This is a genomic window from Sphingobium rhizovicinum (genome assembly GCF_042647625.1).
GTDB lineage: Bacteria > Pseudomonadota > Alphaproteobacteria > Sphingomonadales > Sphingomonadaceae > Sphingobium > Sphingobium rhizovicinum.
Window position 1 is genome coordinate 2,235,242 of the sequence record NZ_JBHRVU010000004.1, and the last position, 12,741, is coordinate 2,247,982.

The following is a 12,741-nucleotide window of genomic DNA, read 5'->3' on the forward strand; positions in this document are numbered from 1 at the left end:
TCAGGGAAGCGCGGAATAGACTGGCAGCGTGAGACGGGCGCGGCTCCGCTCCTGCGGAACGTAGACCGGCACCCTGATATAGTCGCCTGCGCTACTCCACGGCTCAACCACAGACCGTAGAAGCGCGAAACCACCTTTCGGCAACACAGATACCCAAACCCTCCTATCGGCTCTCCACGGGCTGATATGGGGCGCTATTGTGTATCTGTTGCTGCCGGTTTTGGGGCAGGGATCGACAGGCCGGGGACTTTGTATCGGCGGATCGCTTGCACCAGATTATGCAGGCCACAGCCCAGCCCATAGCTTGCCGCGACACCCTGCGTCTTATGCCCCATCAGGCGATTGGCCAGCGGTTCCTCTATGCTGGCCAGACGGCAGTAATCCTTGAAGGTATGCCGGAAGGAATGGAAGGTGATACGCCTATCAGTGATGCCGGTATCGCTATCCACATAGCGGCCATACCACTCGCCCCACTTGGCAGATTGACGACCATAAGCCCCGGCTTTCAACTCAGGGAATATCCGGCCTTTCTTGTCGGTTAGCCCCTTCACATATTTCAGGAAGCCAAGGCGCTCCAACTCAGGATGCAGCGGCACAAAGCGTTCGCTCTCAGCATTTTTGAGCCGGGTCACTTGCCCATTGTCATCAGTATCGGCCACGAAATGCAGCCCCCAGCATGACCGCATCTTATTGTCGGCATCCGGATAGTCAGCCTGCTTAATGTCGCCTACCCGTAGCTGCCCCAATTCTTCCATTCTCGCGCCCGTGAACAGCGCCAGCACGGGGAGCCAGTAAGCCGCCTCTCCCCGGCCCTGCTTTGGCCTAGCACCATCGGCATAGACCGGGCTGCTAAAGAGGGACTGTAGATCGGCAAGGCCATAGGTCATGCGCTTGTTGGCAGGCGCTTTCAGGACGATACCCATAGCTGCATTGGTTTCGGCATAGTCGTTATCGACGGCCCATTGCAGCAAGGTCCGCAGATTGCCCAGCTTGACATTTACATTCTGGGGCGTCTGGCCGTCAGCCAATAGCCGATCCTTGAAAGCCAGCATGTCCTTTCGGGTAAACTGCTCCACAGACTTGCGGCCTATGCGTTCATGCAGCCATTCCGCCACCCGCCTATAGCTGTCTTTCGTCTTAGCAGCCGGGGACCGTTCCGCCGCCCATAGGTCCACAATGTCGGTATCAAGATATACGCCCCGGCCAGCAACGGGCTTGCCGCTTTCGCAGTCCACGGCCTGACTTTCAGCTTCCGATGCGCGCTGGCTTTTCAATGCAGCCAAGGCCGCCCGCTCGCCCTCCATCTTGGCAATGGCGACCTGCTCCCCGGCATCCGCCTTGATGGCTTTACCCAAGGGCGTATCGGGCAGGCTATCCCACCAGTCGATCAACTCCAGTTCGGCAAAGTCCTGCCGTGCGCCTTCCGTCTGTTCCCAATGCTCTTGGTCCTCCAGCATCTTGCGTTCGGCCTGCTCAAACGCTGCCCGCCTTGCCTCATTGGCAAAGGGACTATCGGCAGGCGCAGGCATGGCATTGGGCTGTAGTTGCTTGCGGGCAGCGGCAAACAGAGCGTCAGATTTGATGATTTCTTTCGGGATTAGCCGCTTGGCATCCTCCCGATCCTTGGTCCGCAGGGACAGCATGATTTCGCGTTTGCCTAGGGCCAGCCGCAAATCATCCGGCACGATGCGTCGGAAGTAGTAAACAGCGCCACGCTTGGCGAGATAGGACATGGGCGTTTCCATCACTGTTACATATGTAACAGACGCCTGTAAAAAGTCCCTAAATTTCAATAATTTCTAATCCGTTCAACGACTTAGGGACGATGGTGGGCCCGGCAGGACTCGAACCCGCAACCTAGCCGTTATGAGCGGCCAGCTCTAACCATTGAGCTACAGGCCCCACCCTGGATCAGGCGATTAGGCAGCATCACGCCGCTTTGCAAGCCTTCGTGCGCATGGGGATGGCGGCCAGCAACTGGTTCAGGCTGGCGGCCTGCACGCCGCGCAGCGCCAGATGCGCCAAAACCCGGTCCCACCAGCCATAAAAGGCCGCCATATCCGTCGCATCGCGCACATAGGGGGTATGCCCCGGCTCCAGCGTGGGCGAATGAAAACTGAAATTGAGCACGCGTACGCCCTCTTCGATCAGCGCGTCGATCGCGGCAATCGCTTCTTGTGCAGGCACATCTTCGGGCGTGAGCGGAACCCGGCTCAACATGCGCGCGCGCGATAAGGCTCCCGCCAGCGGCCCGACCGCCTGCGTCGCCCGGTACAGCCGCTCGCCGCCGCCGCGCAACAGGCCGACAAAGGCCGTCGAAAGCGGCAATTCGACCAGAGAGCGCGTCGGCCCCGCCCAATAGGGATGTTGCGGCAGACCATGGAAATCGGGTCCGTGCTGATGGCTGTAATCGAATCGGCTGCGCACCGAACTGTCCAGCCTGAAGCCCGCCTCCTCCAGCAGCCGCGCACTGTTGCGGCCAACGCCATAGCGGCCGGCGCGATAGGCGATCGGCCGTTGGCCAAAACGGGCCTCGATCCGGCTGCACAGCGCCTCCAGCTTGGCGCGCTCCACTTCTTCGGGCAGAAAACCGACATAGCTGTTGGGCGCGCTCACATCCTCGACATGGGGCGGGTTGACCCAAGGGTGCAGATGCGCGCCAATATCCGCCATGCCGTCGCTGGCCCATTGCCCCATCATCGCCGCCGCTTCGTCGCTGTCGATGACGGGATAGTCGGTCACATAGACCGGCCTTACCCCTGCGGCCGCGAAATAGGCCTGCCCGCGCGCCATGCCGGCCAGCGCGGTTACGCCATGTCCGGTCCGGCTGAACGGCGCCGCCCAGTCAAATTCCTCCTCGGTATCCACGAACAGCATAAAGCGCGTGCCAAATGCGGGATCGAGCGCGATCATGTCCTGCGGCGCAGGCGGTTGCAGCAGATTGCCGTCGTATAGGGAAGCGGTCATGCTCCTGCGCTACCCCATAATGGTTGCGATAGAGTTTCCCGCTATCGTCAGGCCTGGTCCGCCAGGCCGGTGACGGCGGCAACGGCCGGAATGGCCAACAGCAAGCGCGCCGGATCGATCGTCAGATTGCCGCCGCAGGTGGAGGCCAGCCCGCGGATCAGCCGCAGCGAAAAGCCCATGCCCAGCAACGGCCCGTCCGCCCAGTCCCGCTCCCCGCTATAGCCCGGATCGAGCAACTGGGTTTCCTCCATCCCGACCAGGCTGGACGGGCGATCGATCGCCAGCACGACATGCCCGCTGCCGCCGTCAGGCTGGAACCAGCAGGCCCCGACCAGCTTCTCTGAAGCGGGCGCAACCGACAGCAAAGTGCGGATAAGATGCTGCACCATGCGTTCGCCCTGCACCGGATCGACGCGCACCTGCGGCAGGCCCGGCGCCATCGCGATGTCGATGCCGGCAGTGCCCTGTTCGCTAAAGCGCGTGGCCACCTGCGTCACCAGCAAGGCGGGATCGACCAGTTGCGGCGCGCTGGCGCCATCCCCGCGAGAGACGCGGGCAGCCAGATCCAGATCGTCAAATGCCGCCAGAAGATGGCGGGCGTCGACCGTGATCTTGCCGGCCATATCCCGATATTCGTCCCCCGCCGGACCGAACAATTCCTGTTCGATGATCTCGGCAAAGCCTAATATGGCGTTCAGCGGCGTGCGCAATTCATGCACCAGTTGCCGCAGCGAATCCGCGGACAGGCCGGCGATCGCCATGGCCGACGGCTTGGGTTCGCTGGCGACTTCATGCAGATAGGGGCGACGCGCCTGCCCCCGATAGCCCTGAAAACGGCCGGACCGCGCATCGAAGAAGGGCGCGGCCGACAGGCGCCATTCCCCGGCCATGGCACCGCCCACGATGGTGTAGCGCCCATGCTGGAAACCACTGCGGCGGGCAAAGGCCCCGGCGACATGGCCGTCCGGTCCGCTGCCGCCTTCCAGAGCGATGTCGCCCAGCGACAGGCCGATCAACGCCGCGCGCGGCCCCTGATCGATCCACAGGATGATGCCGGCCGAATCGGTTTCGAAGGCGAAACTGCGTGGCGCGGCAATCGCATCGTCACCTTGGGACGATGCCGGCTCGGCCGCCGGATCAGCCGCCTTTCTGGTGCTGGTGAACTGGGCGATGCGATCGACCAGATTGCGAATCTGCCCTTCGTTCCCCGGCGCGGCGCGAAGCGGGCTGACTGACGCCAGACTGACCGGCGCCAGGCTGACCGGCGGCTCCGGATCATGGGCCTGCGCTTCATCCTCCGGCGCAGCGGCCATATCGGCGGTCAGCAGCATGTCGGGTTCGCCGACCATGTCCTGCCGAACGGTCGTCAACACCAGATCATGAGCGCCGAACGCCTCCAGCGCCTTGCGCGTTTCCGGCCCAATGTCGCGCCGGCCGCGCAGCACGCCCCGCGCCGTCGGCGTCAGATGCGGCAACACATCCACCCATGCGCTGTCGGGCAATTGCGCGCGCGCCATCGCCGCAGCGGCAATCGATGGACGGTCCCGGGCAAAGAAGCGGATCAGGCTGGGCGAACGCAGGCGGCTGCCCAATTCCACCACGGTTGCGATTCGCTGCGTCTCGCTCAGCCTTGTGCGCAGTACGGAAAGGCGATCCAGCAACGCCTCACGCGCCTGCTCGTCCATGTCCGTACGGCCGGCCGCGTCGCGCTGCGCCAGCAGGTCGACGCACTGGCGCCACAATGTCACGCCGCCCAGATCGCCACGGTCTTCCGCCGCCAGCACTGTCTGCATGAGATCGTTGAAACGCACGAAAAATCCCCATTGCGCATCGTCAGGCGGACCATGATCCATCGCCCTTTCGATGCCGTTATCATTACCGATAGGCGCTTGGGGAAAAAAGGGAAAGAGCCTGAACCCGCGAACAAAAACGACCGTCGCATAGTGGGACAATTGCAATGCCCTGAAACATTATTATGATAGAGGCTTCAAACAGGACAGGAAATAATCGCACTAATGGCCGGCCCCAATATCGACGACATCGACCTGCAAATTTTGGGAGAATTGCAGCGGGATGGCAGGATGACCAATGTGGAGCTGGCGCGGAAGGTTGGCCTGACCGCCCCGCCATGCCTGCGCCGCGTGCGCGCGCTGGAGGAAGCTGGCGCCATCACATCCTATCACGCCGTTGTTGATCCCGCATTGCTGGGCTACACAATCACCGTCTTCGCGATGGTCAGCCTGAAAAGCCAGGCCGAAGCGGACCTCAAGGCGTTTCAGGACCATGTCGCCGGCCTGCCCGAAGTGCGCGAATGCCACATGCTCAACGGCGAAATCGACTTCATTCTGAAGGTCGTGGCCAAGGATTTGCAGAGCTTCCAGCAATTCCTGACGTCCAAGCTGACGCCCGCGCCCAATGTGGTCAGCGTAAAGACGTCGCTGACCATCCGCACCTCGAAAAACCTGCCGGGCGTGCCCCTTCCGGTCTGAAACAGGCCGTTCTGACGCGCGGCGCGGGATTGGGGCCGCGCCCTGGAAGGCGGATTAGCCCGCCTTCCGGCTTTTTTCCGCCACCCATGCCGCCCAGAAGCCGGCGACCGGCGCCCAGTTTCCGTTCACCAGCGCCAGCGTGGTCTGGGCATTGACCAGATCGCCCGATCGCGCCAGCGCCACGCCCAGCCGCGCATTGGCGCGGTCCGCGTCCACGCCGCCCTTGGCGATCGCTGCGCGATATTGCTCCACCGCTTGCGGATATTGGCTGAGCGAGAAATAGCTGTCCGCCACGGCCAGCGCGTCCTTGCCGCTGCTCGCCGCCGCCGCCTTCTTTGCCTGCGCGGGCAGCGCTGCAATTTCTTTCGTCGCCTTGGGCGTCACGGATTTCAGCAACTGGCTGGTTGTCGGCTGGGTCGGCGTCAGCTTGCCGGCGGAGCGCCCGGCCTCGATAATGGTCCTGGCTTCGGCATAGCAGCCCGCCTTCTCTGCCGCCTGCGCATAGGCCTGATAATCCCGCTCGCTCGCCATCGCGCCATTGGCGGCCTGCAAACGATAAAGGTCCAGTTGCAACTGTGGTTCAGGGGTCGCCCCGGTCTGATAGTTGATCAGCGCCGCGCGCCAATCCTCCCGGCTTTCCTCCCGATCTAGCCGTTCGCGATAAAGCTGGCCAACTTCAGTCCAGTCACCCGCCTGATAGGCCATGGAGATGGCGCGATCGATCCAGGCGATCGGCACCGGCTTGCCGGCCGCCTTTTGTGCAGCGATGGCCGCCTGCACATAGGGGCGGGCTTCCTTGGGCTTGTTCCGCCGCAGCGCGATGTCCGCACGCAGCATCGTCGCATCGACTCCGTCATAGCCCAGCGTTTTTGCGTAATCGAGTTGCGCCGTGGCATCGTCATAATTGCCGACGCGATAGGACAGATAGCCCGCCACGAAGCGCAGGCGCGGCGCATCCGTGCGCGGCAGCGACGTGGTCTTGAACAAATCGGTCAGTGCGACCCGCTGCGCCTGTACGTCGCCGCGCTGCGCCGCCAGCTGGAACTGCAGGCCCGCCACCAGATAGGCTTCGAAATCGGTCGTCGGGCTAAGCGCAGCAATCCGCGCGCCCGCGGTAGCGGCATCCCGCGCCTTCAGCGCCGCTTCCGCCGCCTGCACATTGGCGCGGAAGGTATCCGACAAAATGATCGGGGGGCCGGCGACGACCGGCTTCTTCTTCGCCAGAGCAGGCGTTGAAACCGATGCCGCAAGCGCGATCGCCAGCACCAGACGGGACGACAAAAGATGATGAATACGCATGGCCGTCCCGGCCTCCCCCAGCAAAATTACGATCAGAATCGAAAAGGGCGCGCCACCCGAAAGCGGCGCGCCCGAACAATCAGGCGTCAGGCGCCCTTGGTGCCCAGATAGGCGATCCAGAGGCCCGCAACCTGCTTGCGCGATCCGGCCTGCACCGCCTCGAACGCGGCCTTGGCGCCGGCGGTGTCGCCGGCCAGCGTCTTGGCGATGCCCAGACGCGTGTTGATTTCATCCGCGTCGACGCCGCCCTTCTGCTTGGCAAGGTCGAACATGGAAATCGCCTTGGCATAATCGCCATAGCCCAGATAGGCGTCGGCGGTGGCCGCCGCGATCTTGCCATTGGCGGCCTTCTGCGCGTCGGCTTCGGCCGAACCCAGCGAACCCTTGTCACCCGCAATCTTGGGAACGGCGGTCGAATAGAGGTCCGCGCCAGCGCTGGCGTTCAGCACGCCCTTCGCCCGGCCCTTGTCGATCACCGACTTCACTTCGCCATAGATGCCGGTCTTCGACGCCATTTCGGCATATTCGGTAAAGTCGCCAGCGACCACCAGACCGTCCGACGCGCCCAGCAGGCGCAGAACGTCCAGATTTTCGCGATTCGAAATATTGGGGTTGGCGCGCTGGAACAGGCGGACGAGCGTGCGCAGATTCTGGCCGCTGGGTTCGGCCTGATAGGCCATCTTGGCCCATTCGGTCACGTCGGGCAACTTGGCGCCTTCCGCACGGCCAACGCCGATCTGATACCATTGCGCCGGCACCTGCTGTCCGGCGGCCTTCATCGCGTCAGCGGCGGCCTTCAGCGCGGTCAGGCCCTGCTGGGTGAAGCCGCGTGCCGGCTCGGCCGACGTGTTGGTGGTGCCGGCCTTGCCGAAATAGGCCTGGGCGATGGTCGGCTGAACGGCTTCAGCCTTGTAACCGGCCGCAACGGCCGCCTGGCCACGCTGGATCGCCAGATCATAATTTTTCGCCTGCAACGCCTGATCGGCAGCAATCGCGTTGAACTGGCCGGCCTGTTCGGGCGGGGTCAGGCCGCTGTCGAGCATCTGCGTCAGGGCTTCGCCTTGCAACGCCGCATCCTTCGCGCCGATCGAGGTGTTCAGCTTGATCGCGCCGATCTGATATTTGTCGTCGTTCGACTGCGCCTTGCTGTCGGCTTCGGCCAGAGCGGCCTTCGCGCCGGCAAAGTCCTGCGCTTCGGCCGCCTTCTGCGCAGCCTGCAACGCCTTGATGACGTCGGGCGATACGTTCAGCTTGGGACCAGCCTTCTTCTCTTCCTTCTTGGCGGCAAAGGCGGGGGCCGAAACGGCGCCGCCGGTCAACGCCAGAGCCAGCGCGAGCGACACCGGGGTAACAAAACGCATGATCCTCATCTCCTCTGCGCGCCTGACTAGGGGGATCAGGCGACCTTTCGCGGTTAAGCGCCGATTAGGGGGCGGCGCGTGAATGGCCATTGAACAAGCCTATCTTGTCGGAATTTGCAACAGTTATGCGGCCCCTTCGTTCCGCCTGCAAATATTCGTCACACGCGCTGCCGCCCCGGCTGCACGCGCAAGCGCGGAAGCGCGCCCGCACCCCGGACCAAGGGGTGACAGATTTGTTTCGCTGGGCTAGTGGATCAGCCAAGAACGCATCCATCCACAAAAGAGAATCGCATTGACCGACGAGACTGCCCTCGCCGACCCTTCGGACATCAGCCCCATCTCCATCGTGGAGGAGATGAAGACCAGCTATCTCGATTACGCCATGTCGGTCATCGTCGCCCGCGCCCTGCCGGATGTGCGCGACGGATTGAAGCCGGTGCATCGCCGCATTCTCTTCTCGGCCCAGGAATCGGGCTTCGTCTATAATCGCCCCTATCGCAAGTCCGCTCGTCTGGTCGGTGAGGTGATGGGTAAATATCACCCCCATGGCGACAGCTCGATCTACGATGCGTTGGCCCGCATGACCCAGGACTGGTCGATGCGCGTGCCGCTGATCGACGGCCAGGGCAATTTCGGCTCGATGGACCCCGATCCGCCAGCCGCCATGCGTTACACCGAAGCGCGTCTGGCCAAGGTGGCAACCGCGCTGCTGGAGGATCTCGACAAGGACACCGTCGATTTCACGCCCAACTATGACGCGTCGGAAAGCGAACCGCAGGTATTGCCGGCCCGCTTCCCCAACCTGCTGGTCAATGGCGCGGGCGGCATCGCGGTCGGCATGGCGACCAATATTCCGCCGCACAATCTTGGCGAAGTGCTGCGCGCCTGCCTCGCCTATATCGACAATCCCGGCATCACCACCGACGAACTGATCCAGATCGTCCCCGGCCCCGATTTCCCGACCGCGCCGCTGATCCTGGGTCAGTCGGGCGCGCGCAGCGCCTATCATACCGGACGGGGGTCGATCATCATGCGCGCCCGCCATGATGTGGAGGAAGGCCGCGGCGACCGCCGCTCCATCGTCCTCACCTCCATCCCCTATCAAGTCGGCAAGAACGGCCTGGTAGAAAAGATCGCCGAAGCCGCCAAGGACAAGCGGATCGAGGGCATCAGCGACATTCGCGACGAATCGAGCCGTGAAGGCGTGCGCATCGTCATGGACCTGAAGCGCGACGCCACGCCGGACGTCGTCCTCAACCAGTTGTGGCGCAACACCCCCGCCCAGTCGAGCTTCCCCGCAAACATGCTCGCCATTCGCGGCGGCCGCCCCGAATTGCTGGGCCTGCGCGACATCATCGAAGCTTTCGTCAAGTTCCGCGAAGAGGTCATCACCCGCCGCACCAAGTTCGAACTGAACAAGGCGCGCGACCGGGCGCATATCTTGCTCGGCCTCGTCGTCGCGGTCAGCAACCTGGACGAGATGGTGAAGATCATCCGCGGTTCGTCCAGCCCGGCCGAAGCCCGTGAAAAGCTGCTCGCCCGCGAATGGCCGATCGGCGAAGTCGCCCCCTATCTGCGTCTGGTCGAAGCGATCGAGACGGAAATCAGCGGCGACATCTACAAGCTGTCGGACATTCAGGTCCGCGCCATCCTCGACCTGCGCCTGCATCGCCTGACGGCGCTCGGCCGTGACGAAATCGGCAAGGAACTGGCCGAACTGGCCGAAGCCATCGCCGAATATCTCGCCATCCTCGCCGACCGCGTGAAGCTCTACGCCGTGATGCGCGAAGAGTTTGAAGCGATCGAACGCGAATTCGCCACCCCGCGCCTGTCGGAAATCACCGCCGCGGCCGACGGCATTGATGACGAAGACCTGATCGAGCGCGAAGAGATGGTCGTCACCGTCACGGTACAGGGCTATATCAAGCGTACCCCGCTGGAAAGCTTCCGCGCGCAGGCACGCGGCGGCAAGGGGCGTTCGGGCATGGCGACCAAGGATGAGGACGCCGTCACCGAACTCTTCGTGACATCGACCCATACGCCGGTGCTGTTCTTCTCGACCGCCGGCAAGGTCTATCGCATGAAGGTGTGGCGCCTGCCCGAAGGCGGTCCCGCGACGCGCGGCCGGCCGATGGTCAATCTGTTGCCGCTGGGTCCGGGCGAAACCATCCAGACCGTCCTGCCGCTGCCCGAAGATGAGGATAGCTGGAAGGATCTGCACGTCATGTTCGCCACGGCGACCGGCACGGTGCGCCGCAACAGCATGGACGCCTTCGCCAATGTGCCCAGCAATGGCAAGCTCGCCATGCGCTTCGACGAAGGCAGCGAAGATCGCCTGATCGGCGTCGCCCTGCTGACCGAAGAGGATGACGTTCTGCTCGCCACCCGTCAGGGCAAGGCGATCCGCTTCGCTGCGACCGACGTGCGCGAATTTCAGAGCCGCACCGCGACCGGCGTGCGCGGCATGACGCTCAAGGATGACGATCAGGTCATCTCACTCTCGATCCTCAAGGGTTTTGACGCCTCTGCGGACGAGCGCGAAGCCTATCTGCGCGCCGCCGCGTGGAAGGGCAATGAAGCCGAATCCACCCTGCCCGCCGAACGTGCCGCACAGTTTGCGGCAGCGGAACAGTTCATCCTGACCGTCTGCACCAACGGCTATGGCAAATTGTCGTCGGCCTATGACTATCGCCGCACCGGGCGCGGTGGTCAGGGCATCACCAATATCGACAATATCGCCCGCAACGGTCGCGTCGTCGCCAGCTTCTCGGCCACCCAGGCCGATCAGCTGATGCTCGTCACCGATCAGGCGAAGCTCATTCGCATGGGCCTCGACAGCCTGCGCGTCATCGGCCGCAACTCTGCCGGCGTGCGCCTGTTCAACGTCGCCGATAACGAACATGTCGTCAGCGCGGCGAAGATCGAGGAAAGCGAAGATGGCGAAACCCCCGACGCATCGGAAGCCGGTTCGGGAAATGGGGAGGCATGAGCGACCTCTTCGCCTATAAGGTGCTGACGGCGGAACAATATGACCAGTTCAAGGCCGATGCTGTGTTCAAGGGCGCACCGATCGACCTGACCGACGGCTATATTCACATGTCCACGCGCGATCAGGCGGCCGAAACGGTCGCCAAGCATTTCGCGGGACAGGACCGCCTCGTCATGCTGATGATCGACCTCGCGCCCTTTGGCGACGCGATCAAATGGGAAGTCTCACGCGGCGGCGCGCTCTTCCCCCACCTCTATGGCGACCTGCCGATCAGCGCCGTGGCCGGCAAGGTCGTCCTGCGCCTCGGCGACGACGGCGCACATCTATTTCCGGCCGGCTTTTAAGCGCGCCGGAATATCTCCCAGCTTACGTCACCCCGGACCTGATCCGGGGGCTCCGCTTCTTCTCTCGCATTTCAGCGGAACAAGACCTTCCGTTTCCAGCCGACCGAACCGTACCCATCCCCTCTACCCCATATCCGCCTTGCCATTCACCCTCGCGCCTGCGAAGCAATAGCATTGGCAGCGGGAAGTTCATGCGGCGCTATTTCTATCTTATCGCGGGTTTCGTTTCGATCGGGCTTGGCGCGATCGGGGCGTTTCTGCCATTGCTGCCGACCGTGCCGTTCATGATTCTGGCGGCCTTCTGCTTTGCGCGCTCCAGCCCGCGACTGGAGGCCAAATTACTGGATCACAAGCATTTTGGTCCGCATATCCGCCGCTGGCGGACGCGCGGCGCGATCAGTCGCCGGGGCAAGAAGGCAGCGCTTGGCGCCTTTGCCTTCAGCGCGGTGCTGGCGCTGATCTTTTCACCTTGGCCATGGTTTTTGGTCCCCATCGCCGCCGCGCTGATCGGCGGCTCATGGATATGGACCCGGCCGGAAGCCTGATTCCGCTTAATCCAGCACGTTGGGCAGATCTTCGAACCCCTTGCGCAGGGCGGCGCTCCAGCCCTGGGAGATCATGGCGAACTCCTCATTATCCGCCTCGATCCGGGTGCGGACGCGGAAATCATAGGCGTCGGTCGGGATCACCGTCAGATCGAGCGGCATGCCGACCGACAGGTTGGAGCGCAGCGTCGAATCCATCGACACCAGAACTGCCTTGGTCGCATCTTCCAGGCTGGTTTCGCGCTTGATGATCCGGTCCAGGATCGGCTTGCCATATTTATGCTCGCCAATCTGGAAGAAAGGCGTGTCCTCCGTCGCCTCGATGAAATTGCCGGCGGAATAGATGAGGTAGAGGCGCGGCTTGCCGCCCCGGCGCTGGCCCGCGATCATGATCGACGCGCTGGCGCCCGATCCGCCCATTTCGATGCTTTCGCGATATTTGCTCTGCATCGATCGCATGGCGTCGCCCACAATCTGGGCGGCGCGATGCATGGTGTCGCAATTGAGGATGGTTTCGACGTCGGGATTGAGTTCAGCTTCGCGAATCGCCTTGCTCAGCACCGCCTTCACCCCCTGGGTGATGGACAGGTTGCCCGAACACAGCAGAGTGATCGCCCGTTCGCCGGGAACATGATAGGTAAAGCTCTTCCGAAAACGCGCAATATTGTCCATGCCCGCATTGGTGCGGGTGTCGGACAGCATGACCAGTCCCTGGTCCACGCGCACGGCCACACAATAAGTCACGGC

Annotated in this window: 10 protein-coding genes and 1 tRNA gene; 4 read left to right on the plus strand and 7 right to left on the minus strand. The window is 63.0% G+C overall.

The window, feature by feature from the left end; genetic code table 11:
- Window positions 1–194: 194 nt before the first annotated feature.
- The 4 genes from ACFOKF_RS11955 to ACFOKF_RS11970 all read right to left on the minus strand — a co-directional run bounded on the left by ACFOKF_RS11955 (window position 195) and on the right by ACFOKF_RS11970 (window position 4,778).
- On the minus strand, window positions 195–1,733 hold the full coding sequence (locus ACFOKF_RS11955; protein ID WP_380795878.1) for a DUF6538 domain-containing protein: 1,539 nt from the start codon (window positions 1,731–1,733) through the stop codon (window positions 195–197).
- A gap of 93 nt (window positions 1,734–1,826) precedes the next feature.
- Window positions 1,827–1,902 (minus strand) — tRNA-Ile (locus ACFOKF_RS11960).
- Window positions 1,903–1,929: 27 nt separating this feature from the next.
- Window positions 1,930–2,967, minus strand: coding sequence for a polysaccharide deacetylase family protein (locus tag ACFOKF_RS11965; RefSeq protein ID WP_380795879.1), 1,038 nt, complete (start codon window positions 2,965–2,967; stop codon window positions 1,930–1,932).
- Between the two features lie 47 nt (window positions 2,968–3,014).
- Window positions 3,015–4,778 carry a sensor histidine kinase gene (locus tag ACFOKF_RS11970; RefSeq protein WP_380795880.1) on the minus strand — a complete coding sequence of 588 codons (1,764 nt, stop codon included), beginning with the start codon at window positions 4,776–4,778 and terminating at the stop codon, window positions 3,015–3,017.
- Between the two features lie 204 nt (window positions 4,779–4,982).
- On the opposite strand from ACFOKF_RS11970, the gene ACFOKF_RS11975 reads away from it, so the two are divergent.
- Window positions 4,983–5,456 carry an Lrp/AsnC family transcriptional regulator gene (locus tag ACFOKF_RS11975; RefSeq protein WP_380795882.1) on the plus strand — a complete coding sequence of 158 codons (474 nt, stop codon included), beginning with the start codon at window positions 4,983–4,985 and terminating at the stop codon, window positions 5,454–5,456.
- A gap of 54 nt (window positions 5,457–5,510) precedes the next feature.
- On the opposite strand, the gene ACFOKF_RS11980 is transcribed toward ACFOKF_RS11975, so the two are convergent.
- Both ACFOKF_RS11980 and ACFOKF_RS11985 read right to left on the minus strand, forming a co-directional pair.
- Entirely contained in the window at window positions 5,511–6,755 is a 1,245-nt protein-coding gene (locus ACFOKF_RS11980; RefSeq protein WP_380795884.1) for a tetratricopeptide repeat protein, read from the minus strand.
- Window positions 6,756–6,841: 86 nt separating this feature from the next.
- Window positions 6,842–8,116: a hypothetical protein gene (locus tag ACFOKF_RS11985; protein ID WP_380795885.1), complete on the minus strand. Its 1,275-nt coding sequence runs from the start codon at window positions 8,114–8,116 to the stop codon at window positions 6,842–6,844.
- 292 nt (window positions 8,117–8,408) lie between these two features.
- Between ACFOKF_RS11985 and gyrA the strand changes: the two genes are divergently transcribed.
- From gyrA to ACFOKF_RS12000, 3 genes are all read left to right on the plus strand, one after another.
- The gene (gene gyrA / locus ACFOKF_RS11990) at window positions 8,409–11,105 is read left to right on the plus strand and encodes a DNA gyrase subunit A (RefSeq protein WP_380795887.1); all 2,697 of its coding nucleotides are present in this window, start codon (window positions 8,409–8,411) and stop codon (window positions 11,103–11,105) included.
- A complete protein-coding gene (locus tag ACFOKF_RS11995) occupies window positions 11,102–11,449 on the plus strand; it encodes a DUF952 domain-containing protein (RefSeq protein WP_380795889.1) in 348 nt (115 codons plus the stop codon). The genes gyrA and ACFOKF_RS11995 overlap by 4 nt, the downstream gene beginning before the upstream one ends.
- Window positions 11,450–11,640: 191 nt before the next feature.
- The gene (locus ACFOKF_RS12000; protein WP_380795890.1) at window positions 11,641–11,994 is read left to right on the plus strand and encodes a YbaN family protein; all 354 of its coding nucleotides are present in this window, start codon (window positions 11,641–11,643) and stop codon (window positions 11,992–11,994) included.
- 6 nt (window positions 11,995–12,000) lie between these two features.
- Here ACFOKF_RS12000 and ACFOKF_RS12005 read toward each other — a convergent pair whose 3' ends face one another.
- Complete coding sequence (locus ACFOKF_RS12005; protein WP_380795891.1) at window positions 12,001–12,738, minus strand: peptidase; 738 nt, start codon at window positions 12,736–12,738, stop codon at window positions 12,001–12,003.
- Between the last annotated feature and the right edge of the window lie 3 nt (window positions 12,739–12,741).

Excerpts from the sequence above, each read along its gene's own strand:
- ACFOKF_RS11955 (WP_380795878.1), bottom strand. The coding sequence starts at position 1,733 with ATGTCCTATCTCGCCAAGCGTGGCGCTGTTTACTACTTCCGACGCATC.
- ACFOKF_RS11965 (WP_380795879.1), bottom strand. The coding sequence starts at position 2,967 with ATGACCGCTTCCCTATACGACGGCAATCTGCTGCAACCGCCTGCGCCG.
- ACFOKF_RS11975 (WP_380795882.1), top strand. The coding sequence starts at position 4,983 with ATGGCCGGCCCCAATATCGACGACATCGACCTGCAAATTTTGGGAGAA.
- ACFOKF_RS11980 (WP_380795884.1), bottom strand. The coding sequence starts at position 6,755 with ATGCGTATTCATCATCTTTTGTCGTCCCGTCTGGTGCTGGCGATCGCG.
- ACFOKF_RS11985 (WP_380795885.1), bottom strand. The coding sequence starts at position 8,116 with ATGCGTTTTGTTACCCCGGTGTCGCTCGCGCTGGCTCTGGCGTTGACC.
- ACFOKF_RS11995 (WP_380795889.1), top strand. The coding sequence starts at position 11,102 with ATGAGCGACCTCTTCGCCTATAAGGTGCTGACGGCGGAACAATATGAC.
- ACFOKF_RS12000 (WP_380795890.1), top strand. The coding sequence starts at position 11,641 with ATGCGGCGCTATTTCTATCTTATCGCGGGTTTCGTTTCGATCGGGCTT.